This window comes from Butyrivibrio sp. WCD2001 (assembly GCF_000424485.1).
Taxonomy (GTDB): domain Bacteria; phylum Bacillota; class Clostridia; order Lachnospirales; family Lachnospiraceae; genus Butyrivibrio.
Window position 1 is genome coordinate 116,809 of record NZ_AUJZ01000007.1, and the last position, 21,299, is coordinate 138,107.

Below are 21,299 nucleotides of genomic sequence, written 5' to 3' on the forward strand. Positions count from 1 at the left end.
GGGAAGGCTTTAAGTATTTTAGTGGTCTACTGCCTCGTGAAGTCTTGCCTTGATATCTTCGACACTCATCCACTCTGTGTTATTGCCTGAACTGTAGGAGAATCCTTCCGGAACCTTCTTGCCTGCAGGATCAGGGGTCTGTCTGTCATTGAAGGTAACCTGAGGATATACGATAAAGTGCTTATCAAACTCGTAGGTAAAAGGCGCATCCTCCACTGTTACCATGATCTCATCAAGCTTCTCACCCGGACGGATTCCGATCTCTTTTGTTGCGATTCCGGGGCACATAGCCTCTGCCAGATCCGTAACCTTGAAGGAAGGAATCTTGCTGATGAAGGTCTCTCCACCCTTTGCCTCGTTAAGAGCCTTAAGTACGAGCTCAACGCCCTCGGGAAGGCTTATCCAGAATCTTGTCATTCTGTAATCGGTTATAGGAAGCTCTTTTTCACCCTTCTCAATAAGGTTCTTGAAAAGCGGAATGATTGAACCGCGACTTCCCGCAACATTACCATATCTAACAATCGAGAAATTTATGTCCTTATTTCCGGCATAAGCATTAGCTGCGATAAACAGTTTATCTGAAACCATCTTGGTTGCACCATAGAGATTCACAGGGTTAACAGCTTTATCTGTACTGAGCGCAACTACACGTTTAACGCCTGTATTAAGAGCTGCATTAATTACGTTCTGCGCACCGTTAACATTGGTCTTTATAGCCTCGTCCGGATTATACTCGCAGGCAGGCACCTGCTTAAGAGCAGCGGCATGGATTACATAATCAACGCCCTCCATAGCGCGCTCCATACGGGCACCATCCCTTACATCACCGATGAAAAATCTCATCTGATCAGCGTGCTCTTTATACACCTTCTCATTGGCCATGGTATATTGCTTATACTCGTCACGTGAATACACAATAATCTTCTTGGGATTATAGTTCTCGAGAAGATACTCGGTAAAGCAATGTCCAAAAGAACCGGTTCCTCCTGTTACAAGTATGGTTTTATCATCTAATTTCATTTTTTACCTCTTTTCAAAGCATAATTCTAATAGATTATACTATAATCAAGGAATTCCTACAAATTATTGCATTTCATATACGGTCCACATATCCTTCTGTGATATTTGACCGCTCCATGACAAAATCGGATTACATTTCATCAAAGAATTCAGTATCTCATCCCTGTTTTCATGATCCGCAGCATATATTGCAAGTATATCCGCGTTCGCAATTTCGCTGTCTGTTATATCCTCTGTATTATCCGCATCTATATAGTAGAGCTTGTCATACACGAGCAACTCATCCGCAAGTCTCCAGATGTTATCGGGAGTAGCACTGTTATATATAACCACCGCCCTTGCATCCTGCGTCTTCATATCCTCTGAGAATTCGATTCTATCCTTGTCCTCCGGATATAGGAAAAGCACATTCCGGTCGATGAACAGTCCCTTTGCTGTTATAACCGCAAATATTAAAAAGGTACCCAAAACCGGTATCGCTATTTCTTTTATTTTTCTGGCTCCCACTATGACTCTCAGTCCGATTCTTGTGAAATAGACCGCAAGTAAAAGTATTATCGGATAAATCGGCATCTCATAACGGTTTGAAGTATCGCCGAGAAGAAGTGCGGTTTTTGCAACTACAAAAAAATAACCCGCCGAAGCAGCAAAAAGGCTTCGGATATTAGCAATGTGAAGTTTATCCTTCTCTCGTTTTATTCTCAGAAAAAAGAACAGTCCTATCAGAGCGATTACTATCATCACGATAATAAGCCATACCATACCCGACATAAGGTAATCATTCGCAAGACCAATAAAAAATCCGAATCGCTCTATGATATTGGAGCCATCTGCAAAGGCAGCCTGGGCCTCCTGTCCCCTATACCCCCTGAAGATATGTGAAAGTGACGCCGGATATACAAGAACGGCGCAGCCAAGAGCAAACGCGCAGCCGATACCATATACCAGAATGTATATTAACCGCTTTGCCATAGATGCAGCCTGCCGGATAAACTCACTGTTCTTTGGCATGAGGAACAGGAACCATATTCCGACCGCAAGCCCCATCATTACCATGAAAATCAGGAAATAGTATTGTGTTAGAAATCCCAGGAAACTTATGGCAGCAATGTCCAAAACTCTTCTTACGAATTTACTCTTAAAGTTTTTGTCAAAGGGCTTTGCGAGAGTATATCCTGTTATCTCGCTTCCATCGTAATATTTTTTTATAAGATTTATCAGTCTCATGTGACACAGCGCCGAAGCGAGCACGAAAACCGTGAGCCACATATACATCCTTATAAACATCACACAGGATATCGTCATGGGATTAAAACCGTAAGCAAACATCAGGATAAGCCTTAATCCCTTGCTCATGCCCACACTTTTCGCAAGACTGTTTAACAGAAAGAAACTTATTATGAACGCAATTATATTGACGATAAGCCCCTGCCACTTTGAAAAGACCTCCGGTGTCAGTGAACAAACCGTATGAAGCATATCATAAAAAAGCGGAGGATGGACATCCCAGGACTGCACAAGATGAACGAGTCCGTAATTAAATCCCTCGCCCTTTTTCACTACAAACTCATCCCGAAGAGTATCTGTATCCACCCATTCCCTGTCAGGATAGTAGAACCCCAAGCTTCTGTTTGTAGAAAAATATGAATAATACTCATCCTGATGAAATCCCTCTTTTTGTACGCCAAAAAAGCAGATAGTAACTATCTGCAAAACCAGGATAACCAGTAAAAGTAAGTTGTATTTTTTTGCGATTATTTTCATCAAAGTCCTCGAATTTTAGCGTGCACAACCCTGATTGTTTTTGGTGCTATTACAAAAAGAGTAAGATATGTCTTATCCCTTTTAGTCATATACTCATTATTATAGATGTTACTTATATGCTTTCTCAAAAAGCCCACCACGTTCTTTTTATAGAAACGGTTATGGCGATTCATCTTACTGATCGGTATGTGCAGCAGATAATCAAGCCTCTGAATGAGGCAGAATCGCATAGCTTCTTCCTTAAGTTCAGGGAAGTTCTTTTTCACAAGATTTCTTGCAACATCCGAATTTCTTACTATATCCGTAAATACCGGCGGGAAGTAATCCTTCTGATCAGCTTTCTTTCTTGAGTTACTTCCGCTTCTGTAAAAAACATGATAATACTGCTGCGGAAGAATGACGAGCTTCTTCACTCTCTTCAGCATGTGTATCATGAGATAAAAGTCCTCGTTAAGCTCACCCTCCGGGAAGCCTTTGCACTCTCCCTGAAAAAGCTTCCTGCTTGTCAGCTTGGTACAAAATGAGGCGTCACCTGTATGCATAAGAAGTGTCCTCATATGCTCAGCACCGGTCACAGTGTTTTCCGTAACAGGCGGGATGCAGACATCCGGAAGTCTTGTACCATCCTCTGCAATCTCATCCCTTGAAATCTGAGCCATCAGAACAGGTTCCTTTTCAGTGCTGTTTTTGATTATGGCTTTCATCAAGGTCTCATACATATGCGGGTCCACATAGTCATCCGCATCGACGAAACCTATATAATCGCCGGTCGCCGCACTGAGCCCCAAATTTCTCGCCTTACTGCTGCCGCCGTTATCCTGGTGGAGCAGGAGGATGCGTGGTTTTTCTCCGGCTGCTGCGTTACTGCTATCCTGCGTGGAACTATCTTTTCCGTCAGCATTAAAGCCATGTGAGTCAATGTAATTCTGGACACGAGCGTAGGTATCATCGGTAGAGCCGTCATCCACAACTATGATCTCCAGTAGTTCATCGGGGTAAGTCTGGGCACAGACTGACTCTATGCAGCGGATTATAAGGTCTTCTATGTTATATGCGGGTATGATTATGGTGATTTTTTTTGTAAACAAATTGTATTCTCCTGTCCCCTCATTCCAGGTGATTGTCTTCCTTGAGGGTTCGGATGAAGCCCGGCGCTTTAAGCACCTTCGCGATGCTCATGGGGCCATCCTTAGGCGTATTGTAATTCGTGCCGCCGGTAATGCTCTTACAAAATGAAAGGAGTCTTTCTGCCGCGCATTTTGCATTCCAGGTAGTCTCGATCGTTTTATAGGCATTTTTCTGAAGGGCACGTTTTTCTTCGGTTGATAGATTTATGAAATCTGTGAGTTTTTTCCTAAGTTCATTCTCATCGCAGTTATCAAAGGTAAGTCCGTTCACGCCGTCCTCTATGAGGTAGGGCACAGCTCCGGCTTCAGAGGATGCAATAACCGCGCAGGCGCTGTTCATCGCTTCATTTACCACTGCTCCCCAGCCCTCGAGATAATTGCTGCCAAAGATGAATACATGGCTTTTTTCCATGATATCACGCACTTTGTCGGGATTGACAGCTCCGTGCAGGGTGATATTTGTCAAAAGCTCTCTTTGCCGTATTTCTTTCGAAAGGGCTATGGCAAGCGGTCCGTCTCCGACCACATCTATATGGAAATCAATTTCCTTTTCTCGCAGTATTTCTGCAGCTGTTACCGCAAATTCAGGATGCTTTAATTTGATAAGTCTTGATGCAAGACAGATCCTAAGCTGATCGCCATCCTTATAAAGCATCTCGTCAAGCGCTTCATCCGTATACTGTCGTAGCGGTGGATAATATCCCCATTTATACATCTTCCCGGGATAAGCACCTATAAGGCTAAAGTCTCCCGAGACATACGCTCCTGCGCAGAGCATATATACCGGTGAATTCTTGTATTTTATATGCTCCTCGTATTTTGCTTTTAAACCTCTTGGGGAAATTGCCTTCCATCTTCCCTCGCGATAGATTCTTTCACTGACGCGAATCACTGGTTTTCCGGAGTCGAGTCTTTCTTTTATAAGTCTCTCCGTAAGGCTCGCCTTGTCTTGACCGGTCCAACCAAGCATAAGTACATCGCAGTTTTTTATAAGCCCTGCGCATGCATCCTCATCCTCATACATTCTGTGAACATAAGGGATGCTGTCCGTATCAGAATTCCATCCCATATTTCGTCGTCCCTCCTCCATGGGCTGTGTCTCTATGAAAGAGAAACCATCGCCTATGCGGGAGTACATCTCATCACAAAGGGGAATCTGGTGGTGGTTTATGAAGTTTGAGATAAAGGTGATATTTAATCCTAGCAATTTATGTTATACCCCTCATCCGGCACTTCGTGCCACCTTCCCCCAGTGGGGGAAGGCATATTATTCTTCATCTATCCCCCAAGGGGAAGACATATTATTCTTCATCTATCCCTCAAGGGGAAGGCATATTTCTTTATATATCTCCACGAGCCGTTTGAAGTTGGCGGCGGGATCGTGGGTTATCATCGCGTGCTTGCGGGCGTTATCGCCGTACACAGCTGCAATAACAGGCTCTCGGAACATCTGTCTGATACATTTTGCAAGATCCTCGGGATTTCCTGCTTCAAACAAAAGTCCGTCCACATTTTTCTCAAGCATATCCGGGATTCCGCCGGTATCGGCAGCAACCACGGGAACCCCGAGAAGCATGGCCTCTGCCATGGAATTGGGCGAGTTTTCCAGAATCGAAGGACAAATAAACAGGTTGCACTTAAGAAGCTGTTCCTTCATCTGCTCTGCAGAGAGCTTTCCCAGCATCACAACCTTACCACCGAGTCTGCCTCTTCTTATAAGTCTCTTTAAGTATTTACCATAGGCTGAAATTCTGATAGCCATGGGATACTTGCTCTTTCCCGAGGAATTCTTCTGCTCGTCGGGAATCGTAACTGTCTTTCGCTTTATCTTTCCGATGACACTGTTTCCCGCAACATATATCTTAGTATCAGGAAACTCCTTAAGTATCTCAGGAACCGCTTCCAACACAAAGTGAAATCCCTTCAAAGGATAATCTCCCTGTGACAGAAAGATGCTGTGCGGAACCGTATTTACAGCTCTCCAAGCATCCTTATAGAAAGTGGGACGCATCGTTTCATTCATCTTGTGATATTTTGCAGTGGGATTTATTTTCGAAGTTGTCTCTTTATCAAAACCGGTTCTCCCCGTGATATGTCCGGTGAGTTTAATGGCTTCTATCTCGTTTTCCGCGCGCTTTGCAAACTTCTCCTTTTGCTGCAAAAGAGAATCATTTTTGTATTTATCGCGGAAAGTCATATCATTGCAGACACTCTCGGGAAGGTTCGCCATATACACCTTTTCTATCTCACTGCAAAGCCCCTGTATCCCAAGAAGCGTCCTCTCAGGCTTGCCAAAAGCTCTGATCGCAGCAAGGCTGTGCGGGAACTCCGTCCCGAACACATGGATAAGATCAGGCTGAAAGCTCTCATATATCTCCTTAAACCTGTCCTCCAGCTTCTCATCATATATCTCAGGCGCATTAAGGTTTTCGGAAAAGCCATAAAAGCTCACATTTTCAATTTTCACAGCATCCCTGCCCATATCCTCTGCGGGAAATGCCACACCCAGTGTGATGTTGCAATTTTCCTTCCCCATAAGGATCTTATCGTAAGCACCCGAGAGCCATCCCTCGCGGTCTGACCATGCAAGTCCTTTCGCCTTTGCAAAAGCAGGGAGCATGATGTTACACACCCATAAAACTTTCATATCTTCCTCATTTAATGCCTTTTAAGCTTATATACCAAACTCTTCACCTTGTTATAAGCTCCTGCCGTTTTCGGGTTCTCCGCAATTTTTGTCCGCAGCGGAGCCAGTGTCAGTTTTCTTATAAGATCAAATTTCTGTATCTGCTTCTTCGGAAGGTAGAGATGAATTATCTGCTGCCTCTCCGTCTCCGAAACCTTCCTGTTCTCTCTTGTCTCGGAAAAGCCGCCTCCCTCGTAATCCGCAATAAGCAGATTCATATAAATAGCCAGCGCCTTCTCAACATAAATGCAGCGGAGGAAGTGCTCGTAGTCAGCCCTCACCTTCCAAACAGTATCGAAGGCATATCTGTACATAAGTCTCTCATCGTAGAAGCATGCCTGATGCGACGGAACATTTCTGTAGCAGGCAAAATCATTGATCTTTGGCACCGAAGAAACCCTCTGTGAGGTTTTCATCTCATATATATCACCGTAGTAAATTGAGGGAACAATCGTACCCGAATTCTTCTCATCAAGCTTTATCTTACTGTGAACCTTTTGAAGCACCTTGCTGTTTGAAAAAATATCGCCGCAATTAAGGAAATAGATAAAGCCCGGCTCTGTATCCTTCGCCTTATTTCCTGCTTCCTCCTTAACAGCACTGACCGCAATATTCATGGCATCGTAAATGCCGTGATCCTTCCCCTTTATAAAAAGAGCTCTTCCGCACTTTTCATCATCCGAAAGGAAGTCCCTGGCCTTCTCATAAGATCCGTCAGTGGAGCCGCCATCCTTAATGACAATGGAGACGTCCTTGAAGGTCTGCATTTTTATGCTCTTAAGAGTCTTTAACAGGTCCTCGCCTGCATTATATGAAACTACAATTATCGTAAAAAATGATTTTTTCATATCAACCAAATCCTCGCTCTGAAAGCGTTGCGGGCAGTTCATGGAAAAAGATAGTCTCATAGGGAAGAATTCTTACTCCATCATTTGCTGCCCCTCTCATATACATTATAAAATAAAGGACGCATCCAACTACTGTAAGAACCTTAAGCATCTGCCCCGCCTTATATCGTTTGTAATCAGGATCTGCCATAAGCCTTTTTAACAGCGCCGGCACGTATAATATCTGTGTCACCATAAAGTAATAGGTAATCCTCGAAACCGTGGGCAAAAAAGAACAGAATACATACAGCAGCAATGCACCTAGATTCGAATAAAAATAGAAGCTCATTTTCTTATCACTTACGATATTCTTCCCAAGCACAAATACAGCTAAAAACAGCACTGCCACGCATCTTGCTATACCTATAGCACTGGTTCCGCCGGATAAATATTCTGTTCCCTCGTAAGAAGGATACAGCTTCGTCGCCACCACCAGATATACATCCTTAAGAAAAATGCAGGAAAAGCAAAGTGCCGAAAGCACTATATACATCCATCTCTTCCACTTCATCGATGCCAGCGGATAAAGCACCAGCACTACTATCAGCGACTTGTGAAAAAGTGCCCCGCACAAAATCAGAATAATAAATCTCGGCCAGTCTCCGTTTAGACAAAAACGAATCGAATACAGCGCCACAGCCAGCGCCAGATAATATCTGACCGTACTTAAGGACTGGAAATAATATCCGAGCAACATAAACATGATAAAGCTCAGAAAAAAATCCTCAGACTGTCTGTACAGCGCAGAAAGGAAAAAGAAAACCGTCGCTGCGGCAAAAATTGCAAACACGGCCACATAGTTTTCAAATCCCGACAGCGTATAGACAAACTTCGTGAGGTAATTAAACCCGGGCTCCGTCGGAACGTAGGCATTACTGAAGGTCCTGTGCATGAATTCCACATAGTTACTGTAGTCATTTCCGACGTTCAGCCTTATTGCGGACACACCTGTTAAAAGCACAAATAGTGAGAAAAGTCCGATTACATTTCTCACTTGCTTTCTGCTGATTCCGCGATATATGTAATTATACTGACCGCTACCTATGACTGCAGGCCTTACATCTCCGCTTTTTATCAGAAATGCGATCGCCAGAGTCACAAGCGTAAGTGACATATAAACTATCATAACCGCTCCAGTCTTCCCTGTCTGATGCCCTTCTTCATAAGTCTGTAGCACTGCCATACGGATTTTTCCCTGCACATCTCATCTCTGTGCACAAGTAAAAAGCGAAGGCTCATAGCTCCCGCAAGCGCTCCGTATAAAAAGTGATAGAGCACTCCTCTGTCAAAGAAAAACTTATCATTAAATCCCGTAAACCAGGTTGATGGTCTGTCGGACTCCTCATGTCCGATTGAAACCCCCGTCCTGTAAATCTTTAATCCCTTTTTCAGACAATCGTGAAGGAACAAAGAATCCTCACCGTTGCTGTACTTTGCTCCGCCTCCGAACAAAACGGAAAATTTTACATTAATCCCTTTAAGGGCCGCTGTTCTTGCAGCTATAGCGTAAGCAGGATATCTTCCGTAATTTTTCCAGGTAACCCTTGCAAAGTCTGTGTTGTGATAGGTCTGTCTCCCCTCCACCGCCTTTACATTAAACAAAAGCATGTCTGCCTCGGGGTGAGAATCAAACTCGTTCTCCATAAGAGCTGTGTACCCATCATCCAGAACAATATCCTCATCAATAAACTGCAAAAGCTCATGATCCGCATTTTGGAGCGCCAGATTTCGTGACAGTCCAACACCTCTCTCAGCCTTGTTAATCGTCTTTATCACATGAGATTTACCCAGTCTGTCGGTATAATCATTTTCCTCAGTAAGATCCCTGTCGCACTGATTCACAATTACCGCATCCGACTGAATATTCATTTTTGACGGAAGCTCTTCCGTATCCTGCTGCACGGCAGCCACAAGCAATTGTATTCTCGACATATCAAAGTCCCAGGTATCTGCTAAGAAACTTCATATCGGCATCAACTATGACAATGCCGTAAATCTTACATCCAAGCTTATTTAAAAGTGAAATAAGGTGCTCTGTCATAGCACCGTTGTGCTCTCCCATTTTTACGGGAATAATAACGCCGTCCACACCTGAAAGCTTCTCGCGGGATTCGTTATCATTCCCGGGAAGAGGCATCGCATTTACAGAGGGCATCTCTCCCGCAAGTCCGTTTCCTATGACCTCGGTCAGCCTCTCTGCTGCTCGCTTTGCATTATCTATTCCATCTTTATCGTCCGCACTTATGAGTGCAATCTTATTATTCGCTTTAAACTTATCCTTAAATACCAGCAGCAGCTCATTTCTGAAAAACGAAGGCTCTTCCTGTCCCTTTGAACTTAGAACACCCAGAACCGGAAGGGAATATCTCCTCTCGGCGTCCTCGGGAACATATACGGTATCATCCATGGATCTTATGATCAAGAGCCCCAGAGTAGCGATAATAAAGCCGATCAGAGCACCGAGAATTACAGCCACTCCCATTCTGTCAGGAATCAGTTCCATTTTGGTTTCTGTTCTTCCGATTAGCTTAATCTGTGTAAAGGCGTCGTTCAGATCACCGTATTTTACAAGTGCCTCACCCGCTGCAGCAGCAATCGCTCCCGAAAGTTCCTTGTCAGGATTGGATACAGTAAGAATCATCACTCTCACATCTGAGGGGATATCTGCATTTAAGGAATCCTTAACAACCTGCCTTGAAACTCCCGGTACCTCATGATAGCCTGCCTTCTCTAGGTTCTCCATTGTCATATCCAGAATGTTATCTTTTGTTTTGATGGGAAGATCGGTATCCTCATCCTTTACCAGAATATTCCAGGTGTAGGCATTGTAGGCATCAACTTCGCTTCCTTTATTTTCATCGTAGGCAAAGTACAGATAAAGAGTTGACTCTGTCACATAGTTCCTTGCAGGTGCATATACCACATTTGCGAGAAAATATATGATTCCGGCTACAACCGCACCGATTACGGCAAAAAGCGGGAGTATCCAGATCTTACGAAGAAGAGTAAGGTAGAATGCTCGAAGGTTTAGTATTTCGTTGTCGTAGTTTTCTCGTTTTGCGGCCATGGTTCCCTCATTATTCAGGTTTCTTCAATGCGGTTGTTTGTGTCTCCTCCACTCCCTCGGTTGCATCGGGAGTAAACAGTATCTTAAGAGTAAGCAGCATGAGCTTGAAATCAAGCCATACCGAATAGTTTTCTATGTAAGCGAGATCGAGCTTTAATTTATCATAAGGTGTCGTATTGTACTTGCCATACACCTGAGCGTAGCCCGCAAGTCCTGCCTTTACCTTCATTCTGAAGGCAAATTCCGGCATAGTCTCCATGTACTGCTCAATTATCTCAGGTCTCTCGGGACGCGGTCCTATGAAGGACATCTCGCCCTTTAAGATGTTGAAGAGCTGTGGAAGTTCATCAATTCTGCAGGCTCTGATAAATTTACCGATAGGAGTTATTCTTGAATCATTCTTGGTCGCAAGCCTTGCAACACCATCTTTTTCGGCATCGACTCTCATACTCCTGAACTTCATGATCTTGAACTCTTTTTGGTTTATTGTGCAGCGAATCTGTTTATACAGCACAGGGCCGTGATCATAAAGCTTGATAACTATAGCTGTTATCAGCATGATAGGCGATGTGAGGATTATCAGGATAAGCGAGCAGATGATATCCACCAGTCTCTTGATGGCACGCTGCTCTACCTTTAAGTAGTACTCTCTAAGAAGCAGTACAGGTGTATCGAACAGATGCATCTGTGTCGATCCCTTAACCAGCACATCAGTAATCTTAGGCATCATATAAACCCTTATAGAATTTGAGTACAAAAACTTAAGCAGTTTATTTCTGTCCTTGGTGGGAATATCCCAGATTACAACGGCATCATATCGCTCAAGGCACTCCCTTTCTATATTCATGAGGCCTTCGCTGATATTCATGCACTTTACAATATTATATTTATCCTGTCTGGAATTGAATTTTCGAAGGATATCATCCACAGGGTATTCACCGCTCACAAGAAGCATTTGCCTTGCCGGGAAAATAGCCCTGTATAACCAGTTGGTACAGACGGCCCACAAAAATGAAATCACCATCTGCACAATCAGTATTTCAAGCATCGGAAACGCCGGCACAAGCCAGTTTCTCATAAGTGATATCTGAAAATAAGAAATTACATTAACCATGAAAAGGGCAAAGATCTGAGACAGGAAAATATCCATGGATTTCAGATATCCTATCTTCAGGCCCCCGTAGGTATTCGAGAAAAACAGCATCAAAACGAAATAGATTGCAATCACAAGCACATGTCCGCGGAAATACAGCTTAAGACCGGCTCCCAGCTGATATCCGTCCGCGCTTATTCTAGGCGCAGATACCAGCGGGTAATAGGTTTTAATCCAGAAATAGCCATAGACAACAGTCTGCATCAAAAGCCCTATAAGCCCCAGGCACAATACAAATACTCTTTTTATAGATTCAATCTGTTTCATACAATTACCCTTACAGCCGGCGAACAGTCGCTCGAACAGCCCACCCGATAAAATAGTACAGGCTGGCGGCAATAGACAATCCGGCTATTTTTCTGTATAGACCCCAAATTCTTCTGATTGCTGTAAATTTATTTGATGAAAGTGATTTAGCAGGTCTTCTGTAGGTCGCAAGAACCTCATCCAGCCCATAAGCAACCGTTCCCCCTTTTAATATAGTCCACCAGGTTGCCGTATCCTCACTTTCAATCTGAGGCATAAATATTTTTTCCTTATGAAGCACATCCATATCTATCATCACGGTTGTAGTGAAAATAACCGTTCTCGAAAGCGCTTCCTTAAAAGTCAGTGTAGTGGGAGCATGAACAATTCTCCCAGTGGGATTCGCATTTTCATCTCCAAATTCATATGATGTAAAAACAAATGCCGCCTTCTTTTCCTTAAGAAATGAAAGCTCCTTCTCAAGCTTATCCGGTTTCCAGATATCATCTGCATCAAGAAACGCAAGATAACGTCCCGTTGCGGCACTTATTCCGGCATTTCTTGCGGAAGCCGCGCCTCCATTGGAAGCTTTTTTTATAAGCTTTATTCTGTCATCACCGACTGCTGCACTCTCTATGAGCGCCGCGCTATTGTCAGAGGAAGCATCATCTACCAGTATAAGTTCATAGTTCTCATAGGTCTGCTGCCCCACCATGGCAATTGTTTCCGAGATATAGCTTTCAGCATTATATACCGGCACCACAATACTTATGCGGTTTTCAAGGCTGCGGTCGTTTCCCATCAGAGTTCTTCCTTAATGATATAAATAGGTCTGTGCTTAACCTCAAGATAAGTCTTGCTCAGATACTGCCCTACTATTCCCAGGCAGAAAAGCTGCACTCCGCTTACCAGTGAAATAATGCACACAAGAGACGGCCAGCCGCTTGTCGGATCTCCGAAAGCTGCCTTTCTGATGATCGTCACAATTATCAGTATTATCGCAAGGAAACAGAACACTACTCCGAGAATCGATGCAAAAGCAAGCGGTACTGTCGAGAACGCAACTATGCCGTCAAGCGCATATAAAAACAGTTTCCAGAAAGACCACTTGGTCTCGCCCTTTTTTCTCTCGATATTTTCAAATTCAAGCCACTTTGTGGAAAAGCCTACCCATCCGAAAAGTCCCTTCGAGAAACGGTTGTACTCCTCCATGGAGAGAATAGCATCCACAAACTGCCTGGTCATCAATCTGTAATCTCTGGCTCCGTCCACGATCTCCGTCTTGGACATTCTGTTTATGAGACTGTAAAATCTTCTTGCAAAAAAGGATCTGATCGGCGGTTCACCTTTTCTGGTAACCCTTCTCGTAGCAACCGAATCGAAGCCCTCATTAACTATGTAGCCATACATCTCGGGCAGCATAGCCGGCGGATCCTGAAGATCACAGTCAAGCATCACGACATAATCTCCCTTGGATTTCTGAAGTCCCGCATATATTGCGGCTTCCTTTCCGAAGTTCCTCGAGAAATTAATCAGATGTACTCTTTCATCTGTCTCTCTAAGCTTTTTAACCTCTGCTACAGTATTGTCCTTAGAGCCGTCATTCACATAAATGATCTCCATCGAAACATCATTATCCTTGAAGAAGTTCTCGGTCTTCATGAGTTCATCGTAGAAATCCTTTACATTTTCCTCTTCATTGTAGCAGGGTACAATTATGCTTATAAGCTTCATTATTATCTCTCCGCCCTCATGGGGTTGTTCAAAAAGTCATCATATGCAAGTCTTATGCCGTCTTCAAGCTCTGTCTTGTAGGTCCAGCCGAGTGAAGCAGCCTTGGATACATCAAGCAGCTTTCTGGGCGTGCCATTGGGCTTTGTGGTATCCCACTCGATTTCTCCCTCGTAGCCCACAACTCTGGCAACCATCTCCGCCAGCTCTTTTATTGTGAGCTCCTTACCTGTTCCGGCATTTACAGTCTCGTTGCCACTGTAATTATTCATAAGGAATACGCAAAGGTTAGCAAGATCGTCAACATACAAAAATTCACGCAGAGGTGAGCCGTCACCCCAGCATACAACCTTCTTTTCTCCGGCTTCCTTAGCCTCATGGAATCTTCTGATAAGTGCAGGAAGAACATGGGAATGAGTCGGATGATAGTTATCATTTGGTCCGTAAAGGTTTGTGGGCATTACCGAGATATAATCTGTTCCATACTGCCTGTTCAGGAACTCGCAGTATTTAAGTCCTGAAATCTTGGCAAGGGCATATGCCTCGTTTGTCTTTTCAAGCTCACTTGTAAGAAGGCAGCTCTCCTTCATGGGCTGCGGCGCCATTCTGGGATATATACATGATGATCCGAGGAACTCCAGCTTCTTACAGCCATTTCTCCAGGCTGAATTTATAACATTCATCTCAAGGATCATATTGTCATACATGAAATCCGCAAGTGCACTCTGGTTAGCTTCGATTCCGCCAACCTTAGCAGCTGCAAGGAAAACGTACTCCGGCTTTTCCTTTGCAAAAAACTCCTCAACCGCATCCTGTCTTGTAAGATCAAGCTCTTTATGTGTACGGGTTATGATATTTGTATAACCCTGTTTCTCAAGTTCTCTTACAATTGCAGAGCCAACCATTCCGCGATGGCCCGCAACATAAATCTTCGCATTTTTTTCCATCATGTGTTTCTCCTAAAATTCAAACTACAACACTCTATTTTACTATAATATAGAGTTTTTTTCCATTTTAACGCCCTGCCGGTAAAAACCCATCCGTAATATCGTTTCCCTCAAGTACAAAACCATCGGGAGCAGGTGTCGAAGGAAAGGCATCGTAGCCAGTCCTGTCGCCTTCCAGAGGATAATAAATCACAGCATTTCCGATAACTTTCTGTCCTACTTCATACTTATTGTAATCCTGCTGCGAAAGAAGATACTGAGCTCTGAATCTTGGTACATCATCTTTTATCAGCATTCCGCATTTATAGAACATAAAAACCGCAAACAGTGCTATTACTGCTTTATAGATATATTTCTTCTGTGGCGGATTCACTCTGTTATCAAAAAGAATGACAAACCGTCCCGCAAGAATGGTAACCGGAAGCCACAGATAAACGCATCCGTATCTCACAAGAGGCGCGGTAAAGACAAAATATATCAGCGCAACATAAGAAATTCCTTCAATAAACAAAAAGTCCGAAAGCGCCACTGCTTTTCTCTGACTCATCATAAATATCTTCTGCACATTTCCGCCGGCACCGTTTTTCTCCTTTTTTGCAGCTGTCATTTTCGAAATAGCATAATAAATGACGCATCCTATGAAAACCGGCAAGCATACCAGATCCATCACAAACATCATTTTGTTAAATAATGACAGAGCAGAAAACCATGCGGGAAACCACTGACCAAAAGGGGCATTATACATGGCCACATCGGTAAAGCCTCGCCCGTAAGCAGCAATCTCATGGGCATCGCTTATGGCGGTTTCAACCGGAACCTTCCAGGCGAAGTTAAACAAATCAACTCCCGTAAAAGGATAAACCAGCCATCCCGTCATAACAACATTCCTTACAAAATAGGGAAGTGCTATAAAAATGCTAAACAAAACGCATAATAAGATAGGCTTTAACCCTGCTTTCTTCTGCTTTTTAATAATCCTTACAATAGGGTAAATCGCAAGCAAGACAAGCGGTGCCGCCGACAGCTTGATGGTAGTCACCCAGACCGCACAGATTGCAAGCAGCGCATGCGGCAAAAAAGCTCTCTCATGCATAGCATACAGATCAAGCCAATGAATTACTATATAGAATACCATTGTCGCCATGAAATAATCCGACGCCGGTGAAACAATCTCATCAAAGACTGTGAAAAGATAATAAATAGCAATTACCCTCACAAAATCAGATAATACGATGTGTCCTCTTCTTGCTATGCTCTTAAGATCTGCGCACTGCCACGCCAGAAGAAGTGCAAAATATCCTGCCATTGCATGCAGGGATTTCCCTAAGAAAGCACCGCTGTACAGGGCTGATAATGCAAAGGACGCGCTGTTATAGCCAAGCCTTAAATGCAAGTTGCCAAGCCCCTTGACCATACCATACTCCTCAATCCATCTGATTGCCTGGGCATGATAAAGATCCGTATCATAATGCATAAGCCCATGGGAAGTTCCATAGGCCATCAAAAGAAAAATCAGCACATAAAGCCAGAAGCTTCCGGATTCTTTTATCTCCCGGATCCCTTCAGTCAGACTCTCTATTATTTCCTCCCTGTACTGGGCAAATAAAATAAGACAGATAAAGATCAGAAGGATATTGGCAGCGAGAGAAACCCTGCCTATGATGCTGAAAAATTCAGCAAGCAGGTTTACCATCAGAATTCCGGCTATAAGTATACTTTCCCTGTATTTGTAGCTATAGGTGAGCTTTTTTTGCCCCTTCGCAGTGGACATGCAACCGATTGATGATATCCCACGCAAAGTGGCAAAGCCGATTATATATGTAGTTATTGACACATAGAGCCAATTAAGTATTACCGCGAGCATCTAATGAGTTATCCTTATCAAAGAATATCCTTTAAATATCTCTCTATAGCTTCATGCCAGTCCGCAAACATGAAATCCGAAGTGAGTTTGAACATGTAGTTCTCAAGTATTGAATAGGCCGGTCTCGGTGCTGCCTGGGGATTTTTAGCGGAATATTCGGCACTTGTGACATGATTTACTTTTGTACTCTTGCCTGCAAGTCTGAAAATCTCCTCTGTAAAATCAGCCCAGTTTGTATCTCCTTCGCAGGTTCCGTGGAAAAGGCCGTAATTTTCTGTCTCAAGAAGGAAATGAATTGCTTTTGCAAGCTCATAGGTACTTGTAGGTGTACCGAGCTGATCGCATACAACACTTACTTCGTCAAGCTTCTCTGAAAGACCGAGCATTGTCTTTACAAAGTTTTTACCATCACCGTAAAGCCATGCTGTACGTATCGTAAAGTATCTTTTAGCAAACTTTTCAACAAACTGCTCACCAGCCAGCTTAGTTATACCATATTTGCTGACCGGTCCTGTCTTATCGAACTCTGTATAGGGTCTGTTTCCGTCTCCGGCAAATACATAGTCAGTTGAGATATGAACAAGCTTTGCATCTGTTTCGGTAGCTGCTATTGAAAGATTTCTGGGTCCGATTGCGTTGATCTTATAAGCAAGGTCCACATCGCTCTCCTGTGCATCTACCGCTGTATATGCAGCACAGTTGATTATCGCATAAGGCTTAACCTGTCTAGCAAGCTTTGTAACAGCATCAACATTTGTAATATCAAGAGGAGTTATACCATCTCCCTCAAAAACATCAGTATTAACAAGTTCATATTCACCTGTTTTGCCGAGCTCGAGATTAACTGCTCTTCCAAGCTGACCGTTACATCCTGTAACAATTATTTTTTTCATTACGATATCCTTCCTTCTCTAATATGAGTTTACGGACGACATAAATGCCGTCCGTCATATAATTCATATTATTCTCCGAGACCATTTTCTATAGCATTGACCAGGGCTTCCATAGCCTCCGTCTCATCAGGTCCCTCACATTTGAATTCAAGTTCATCGCCGCACTTTATACATGCGCCAAGTACACTTAGTACACTCTTGGCATTAGCCGAATTCTCGCCATACATAAATGTTATGTGTGATTTATAATTCATGGCGACCTTACATAAATTTCCTGCAGGGCGAAGATGCAGCCCTGTTGGATTTTTAATAATCACCTTTTTTGTTATCATACTAATTCCCCTATATTTTTAAGCCGTAGTTCCCCTTTTGAATTACAGCATTACATTCTGAATCAGCTCTGCGAGCTTCTTTGCCTCTTCCTCGATTACTTTCTGGTCCTTGCCCTCTATCATTACACGAACAAGGGGTTCTGTTCCGGATGGTCTGATAAGAACCCTGCCGTCGCCGGCAAACTTCTTATCAAGTTCCTCAATGGCTGTTGCAATCTCGGGATATTCCATATAATGATCTTTCTTATGAGTAGGCACTGTCGCATTGCAAAGAGCTTGCGGCATTACATCCATAATCTGTGCCAGCTCTGAAAGCTTCTTCCCGGTTTCCTTCATAACCTTCAGAAGATGAAGTGCTGAGAGAAGTCCGTCTCCTGTGGTGTTGTCATCAAGGAAGATGATGTGTCCAGACTGCTCTCCTCCAAAGTTTGCGCCAATCTCTTTCATGCGCTCAAGAACGTATCTGTCTCCTACCTTGGTCTTTTCAATCTTGATTCCTTCTCGCTCTCCCATCTTGAAGAATCCAAGATTACTCATAACGGTAGCAACAATTGTGTCCCCTTTAAGTTCACCCTTTTCCTTCATGTGCTTACCGATTATGGCCATAATCTCATCGCCGTTAACAAGCTTTCCATTCTCATCAACTGCCAGGAATCTGTCAGCGTCTCCGTCGAAGGCAAGTCCTATATCCGCTTTCTCGGTAACAACCCTTCCCATAAGCTCTTCCATATGGGTTGATCCACAATTCGAATTAATATTTGTACCGTCCGGGCTTGTATGAATCGCGATAACCTGAGCGCCTGTCTGTCTGATGGTCTCTACGGATGTGTAGGAGCTTGCGCCCTCGGCGCAGTCCATTACAATCTTCATTCCATCGAGTCTTACATCAACACAGTTAAGGCTATGGTTGATATATTCCTCTCTGGCATCTGTACGGTTTTTAATCTTACCCACTCCTGCTCCGGTGGGCATTTTTACGCCCTCGAGGTTATTCCTGATAAGCTCCTCGATCTCATCCTCCATGGAATCCGGAAGTTTAAAACCGTTTCCGTCAAAGAACTTGATCCCGTTGAATTCCATAGGATTGTGGGATGCTGAAATTACAACACCTGCATCCACACGATACTTCTTTGTGAGGTAAGCAACTGCGGGTGTAGGTAAAATACCTACATTAACAACATTGGCGCCTACCGAGCATGCCCCTGCCATAAGTGCGGCAGCAAGCATATCTCCTGAAAGTCTTGTATCACAGCCAACCATAATTGTCGGTCTGTGTTTGTTTTCTTTTGAAAGCACATATGCTCCGGCTTGTCCAAGCTGCATCGCAAGGCTGGGTGTAAGCTCGTCATTGGCTACGCCTCTCACGCCGTCTGTTCCAAATAATCTTGCCATATATTCCTCCACCTTAATTCTCTTCTAATTTCGTAAGCTTAACGGTAACTTCAACCGTATCGGTGGTTGTCACCCCACCCGGTAGCGAAAGCGATACAGCTGTCCTGTAGGTTCCTGCTGCATCTTCGCCGCCCTCGCTAATCTGTGATACGTCAATGATACCGGATACATCCTTTTCACTGATGGCATTCACATTCGCCGAAAGTCCGCTTACTGAAAGTGTAAAGGTCTTATTATCGTCAACTATCTGAGCATCATATCCCTCAGGGATATTCATAAGTTCGATCTGACTGTAGGGTATGCTGAGTGCCTTATCGCTCTTCTTATCAATATATGCAACAACAGTTGCAATACCATTGAAGTCCTCATCACCAAAGCTTACATTGCCGGGAAGATATGCGGACAGATCTATTGTAGTCGTCAAATCTTCCGTACGTCCCGTCAGATCAAGTGAATCATCAGAAACGGTGATCGTATCAATCTTGTTAAGCACTGACATTCTTCCTGCAAGCAGAACACTGTCTGTATCGGTATCGATCTCTCCGGTAGCAACATATCCTTCAGCCGGAACTCCCGATACCTGATATGTTACAGGAACTCTCTTGGTTGCCAGAATTGTTACACTTACACCCACTGAGGTGCTGCTAAGCTTCAGATTATCCTTCGAAACTTCTCCGCCATCAGCATCATAAAGATGAATCTCTGCATTGGTTCCGATATTCGTGGTATAACCGGTTACTTCGACGTTTACAGAAGCTGTCTTTACACTCTGAACGATTGATTCTGCACCTGTAATTCTGATCTGGTTCTGATCAGTAACGACATCACCTATTATATACCCATCAGTCAAGGTACCCGTCGTAGAGGCAGAAATAGGAAGTGTCTTGGAATCTCTTCCCTCTATATTCAGCTTAACGGAATCTATCGTTCCCGTTATGCTCTGAATCTGATTTACATATTTATTTGTGTTAAGCTGAATTGCAACATAGTATGTGCCATCGATATTAGTGGTATTCTCAAGATCGGCTATGGCAACAACATTATCCCTGCTCAGGGAATCAACTATGGATCTGGGTGCATAAACGGTGACCGTGGATATTACATCACTGTCCTCCAAAACCTGATACACCTGATTGTTATCCGTTATACTGTTTGCATTTCTAAATGTGACCGGAACATTGCTGAATCTCACTGAATCAACAGGGTCACTTATGTTTGTAACCAGGAACCAAAGAAGTGCGGCAAATAAAAGCGAAGCAATCTTCAGCCCCAGATTGGCAGTCAAATTTAGCTTCTTCATTTCGCCTTTCCTTTCACCGTTTTGTTACTTATTATTTTTTTCTTTTTGTCCTTCTTTTCTTTCTTATCTTCAGTAGCCTTATTCTGTATCTGTCTCAGTCTCTCTCTCAGGCGCTCACTGTCGACTGCTCTCTCGAGCTCTCCCATGTAAGCAACACTTATTTTTCCTGTCTCTTCGGAAACAATTATGGTAAGTGAATCTGTAACCTCGGAAACACCGACACCTGCACGATGTCTTGTTCCAAGCTCTTTTCCAAGCTCCATATTGTCGGAAAGAGGGAGATAACAGGTAGCCGATGTTATTCTGTCACCTCTGATAATAACCGCACCGTCATGGAGAGGTGTATTGTGTTCAAAGATGTTGATAAGAAGCTGGCTTGTTACCATTCCATCAATATCAATACCCGTTCTCTCGTATTCATTAAGAGAAGAAAGCTGCTCAATAACAATAAGCGCACCCGTTCTCACCTTGGCCATCTCCACACAGGCCCTTATAATCTCATTTATTGTCTTATCTGAAAATCTTCCCTCTTCCGTTGTCTCAGTAAAATTGAGGAGTCCATGGAAAAAGTTTCTTCTGCCTATACCTTCGAGCGCCTTTCTCAGTTCCGGCTGCAAAATAACAACCATAGCCGTTACAGCAATTCCAAATACGTTCCTTACTATCCACAGGATGGTCGACATATTGAATGCTGCGGCAATAACTATAAAGACAACAATAACTACGACCCCTTTTAAAAGGGACCATAGTCTCGTGTTTTTGGCCCAAACCAGAATATGGTAGATCAGGAACGCTATGATCAGCATTTCGATGACATCAAGTGCCCTGACTCTTGGCATATGCAGGCTTGTCAGATTGTTTTCAAGAAAAAATACGATCTGTTGCATCTA

General features: G+C 43.5%; 19 protein-coding genes. All 19 read right to left on the bottom strand.

The window, feature by feature from the left end:
* Positions 1–18: 18 nt before the first annotated feature.
* The 19 genes from pseB to cdaA all read right to left on the bottom strand — a co-directional run bounded on the left by pseB (position 19) and on the right by cdaA (position 21,296).
* Entirely contained in the window at positions 19–1,020 is a 1,002-nt protein-coding gene (gene pseB, locus G630_RS0108250) for a UDP-N-acetylglucosamine 4,6-dehydratase (inverting) (RefSeq protein WP_022760304.1), read from the bottom strand.
* Positions 1,021–1,083: 63 nt separating this feature from the next.
* The gene (locus G630_RS0108255) at positions 1,084–2,784 is read right to left on the bottom strand and encodes a hypothetical protein (RefSeq protein WP_026498306.1); all 1,701 of its coding nucleotides are present in this window, start codon (positions 2,782–2,784) and stop codon (positions 1,084–1,086) included.
* Entirely contained in the window at positions 2,784–3,872 is a 1,089-nt protein-coding gene (locus G630_RS0108260; RefSeq protein WP_022760306.1) for a glycosyltransferase family 2 protein, read from the bottom strand. The genes G630_RS0108255 and G630_RS0108260 overlap by 1 nt, the downstream gene beginning before the upstream one ends.
* A 19-nt stretch (positions 3,873–3,891) precedes the next feature.
* Positions 3,892–4,980: a glycosyltransferase family 4 protein gene (locus G630_RS0108265; RefSeq protein WP_049946146.1), complete on the bottom strand. Its 1,089-nt coding sequence runs from the start codon at positions 4,978–4,980 to the stop codon at positions 3,892–3,894.
* Positions 4,981–5,223: 243 nt separating this feature from the next.
* On the bottom strand, positions 5,224–6,558 hold the full coding sequence (locus tag G630_RS0108270) for a glycosyltransferase family 4 protein (RefSeq protein WP_026498308.1): 1,335 nt from the start codon (positions 6,556–6,558) through the stop codon (positions 5,224–5,226).
* 11 nt (positions 6,559–6,569) lie between these two features.
* Positions 6,570–7,445: a glycosyltransferase gene (locus G630_RS0108275; RefSeq protein ID WP_044958990.1), complete on the bottom strand. Its 876-nt coding sequence runs from the start codon at positions 7,443–7,445 to the stop codon at positions 6,570–6,572.
* 1 nt (position 7,446) lies between these two features.
* Entirely contained in the window at positions 7,447–8,667 is a 1,221-nt protein-coding gene (locus tag G630_RS0108280) for an EpsG family protein (RefSeq protein ID WP_242829916.1), read from the bottom strand.
* A complete protein-coding gene (locus tag G630_RS0108285) occupies positions 8,607–9,416 on the bottom strand; it encodes a glycosyltransferase family A protein (protein ID WP_026498311.1) in 810 nt (269 codons plus the stop codon). The genes G630_RS0108280 and G630_RS0108285 overlap by 61 nt, the downstream gene beginning before the upstream one ends.
* Position 9,417: 1 nt before the next feature.
* Positions 9,418–10,551 (bottom strand): hypothetical protein, encoded by a 1,134-nt coding sequence (locus tag G630_RS23490; RefSeq protein ID WP_026498312.1) that lies wholly within the window; start codon positions 10,549–10,551, stop codon positions 9,418–9,420.
* A gap of 10 nt (positions 10,552–10,561) precedes the next feature.
* The gene (locus G630_RS0108295) at positions 10,562–11,971 is read right to left on the bottom strand and encodes an exopolysaccharide biosynthesis polyprenyl glycosylphosphotransferase (RefSeq protein ID WP_022760313.1); all 1,410 of its coding nucleotides are present in this window, start codon (positions 11,969–11,971) and stop codon (positions 10,562–10,564) included.
* A 10-nt stretch (positions 11,972–11,981) separates the two neighbouring features.
* Positions 11,982–12,752: a glycosyltransferase family 2 protein gene (locus tag G630_RS0108300; protein ID WP_026498314.1), complete on the bottom strand. Its 771-nt coding sequence runs from the start codon at positions 12,750–12,752 to the stop codon at positions 11,982–11,984.
* Complete coding sequence (locus G630_RS0108305; RefSeq protein WP_022760315.1) at positions 12,752–13,684, bottom strand: glycosyltransferase family 2 protein; 933 nt, start codon at positions 13,682–13,684, stop codon at positions 12,752–12,754. Before G630_RS0108305 ends, G630_RS0108300 begins: the two co-directional genes overlap by 1 nt.
* A gap of 2 nt (positions 13,685–13,686) precedes the next feature.
* The gene (locus tag G630_RS0108310) at positions 13,687–14,628 is read right to left on the bottom strand and encodes a GDP-L-fucose synthase family protein (protein WP_334291320.1); all 942 of its coding nucleotides are present in this window, start codon (positions 14,626–14,628) and stop codon (positions 13,687–13,689) included.
* Between the two features lie 67 nt (positions 14,629–14,695).
* On the bottom strand, positions 14,696–16,492 hold the full coding sequence (locus G630_RS0108315) for an LIC_10190 family membrane protein (protein WP_026498316.1): 1,797 nt from the start codon (positions 16,490–16,492) through the stop codon (positions 14,696–14,698).
* A 17-nt stretch (positions 16,493–16,509) separates the two neighbouring features.
* Entirely contained in the window at positions 16,510–17,385 is an 876-nt protein-coding gene (gene rfbD, locus G630_RS0108320; RefSeq protein ID WP_026498317.1) for a dTDP-4-dehydrorhamnose reductase, read from the bottom strand.
* 68 nt (positions 17,386–17,453) lie between these two features.
* Positions 17,454–17,717 carry an HPr family phosphocarrier protein gene (locus G630_RS0108325; protein WP_022760319.1) on the bottom strand — a complete coding sequence of 88 codons (264 nt, stop codon included), beginning with the start codon at positions 17,715–17,717 and terminating at the stop codon, positions 17,454–17,456.
* Positions 17,718–17,759: 42 nt separating this feature from the next.
* Positions 17,760–19,109 carry a phosphoglucosamine mutase gene (gene glmM / locus G630_RS0108330; RefSeq protein ID WP_022760320.1) on the bottom strand — a complete coding sequence of 450 codons (1,350 nt, stop codon included), beginning with the start codon at positions 19,107–19,109 and terminating at the stop codon, positions 17,760–17,762.
* Between the two features lie 13 nt (positions 19,110–19,122).
* Entirely contained in the window at positions 19,123–20,409 is a 1,287-nt protein-coding gene (locus G630_RS0108335) for a CdaR family protein (protein ID WP_022760321.1), read from the bottom strand.
* Positions 20,406–21,296, bottom strand: coding sequence for a diadenylate cyclase CdaA (gene cdaA, locus G630_RS21235; RefSeq protein WP_022760322.1), 891 nt, complete (start codon positions 21,294–21,296; stop codon positions 20,406–20,408). Before cdaA ends, G630_RS0108335 begins: the two co-directional genes overlap by 4 nt.
* Between the last annotated feature and the right edge of the window lie 3 nt (positions 21,297–21,299).

Excerpts from the sequence above, each read along its gene's own strand:
- G630_RS0108285 (WP_026498311.1), bottom strand. The coding sequence starts at position 9,416 with ATGTCGAGAATACAATTGCTTGTGGCTGCCGTGCAGCAGGATACGGAA.
- G630_RS0108280 (WP_242829916.1), bottom strand. The coding sequence starts at position 8,667 with ATGGCAGTGCTACAGACTTATGAAGAAGGGCATCAGACAGGGAAGACT.
- rfbD (WP_026498317.1), bottom strand. The coding sequence starts at position 17,385 with ATGAAAAAAATAATTGTTACAGGATGTAACGGTCAGCTTGGAAGAGCA.
- G630_RS0108270 (WP_026498308.1), bottom strand. The coding sequence starts at position 6,558 with ATGAAAGTTTTATGGGTGTGTAACATCATGCTCCCTGCTTTTGCAAAG.
- G630_RS0108305 (WP_022760315.1), bottom strand. The coding sequence starts at position 13,684 with ATGAAGCTTATAAGCATAATTGTACCCTGCTACAATGAAGAGGAAAAT.
- cdaA (WP_022760322.1), bottom strand. The coding sequence starts at position 21,296 with ATGCAACAGATCGTATTTTTTCTTGAAAACAATCTGACAAGCCTGCAT.
- G630_RS0108325 (WP_022760319.1), bottom strand. The coding sequence starts at position 17,717 with ATGATAACAAAAAAGGTGATTATTAAAAATCCAACAGGGCTGCATCTT.
- pseB (WP_022760304.1), bottom strand. The coding sequence starts at position 1,020 with ATGAAATTAGATGATAAAACCATACTTGTAACAGGAGGAACCGGTTCT.
- G630_RS0108265 (WP_049946146.1), bottom strand. The coding sequence starts at position 4,980 with ATGGGATGGAATTCTGATACGGACAGCATCCCTTATGTTCACAGAATG.
- G630_RS0108335 (WP_022760321.1), bottom strand. The coding sequence starts at position 20,409 with ATGAAGAAGCTAAATTTGACTGCCAATCTGGGGCTGAAGATTGCTTCG.
- G630_RS0108300 (WP_026498314.1), bottom strand. The coding sequence starts at position 12,752 with ATGGGAAACGACCGCAGCCTTGAAAACCGCATAAGTATTGTGGTGCCG.
- G630_RS0108295 (WP_022760313.1), bottom strand. The coding sequence starts at position 11,971 with ATGAAACAGATTGAATCTATAAAAAGAGTATTTGTATTGTGCCTGGGG.
- glmM (WP_022760320.1), bottom strand. The coding sequence starts at position 19,109 with ATGGCAAGATTATTTGGAACAGACGGCGTGAGAGGCGTAGCCAATGAC.
- G630_RS0108255 (WP_026498306.1), bottom strand. The coding sequence starts at position 2,784 with ATGAAAATAATCGCAAAAAAATACAACTTACTTTTACTGGTTATCCTG.
- G630_RS23490 (WP_026498312.1), bottom strand. The coding sequence starts at position 10,551 with ATGGCCGCAAAACGAGAAAACTACGACAACGAAATACTAAACCTTCGA.
- G630_RS0108315 (WP_026498316.1), bottom strand. The coding sequence starts at position 16,492 with ATGCTCGCGGTAATACTTAATTGGCTCTATGTGTCAATAACTACATAT.
- G630_RS0108310 (WP_334291320.1), bottom strand. The coding sequence starts at position 14,628 with ATGGAAAAAAATGCGAAGATTTATGTTGCGGGCCATCGCGGAATGGTT.
- G630_RS0108275 (WP_044958990.1), bottom strand. The coding sequence starts at position 7,445 with ATGAAAAAATCATTTTTTACGATAATTGTAGTTTCATATAATGCAGGC.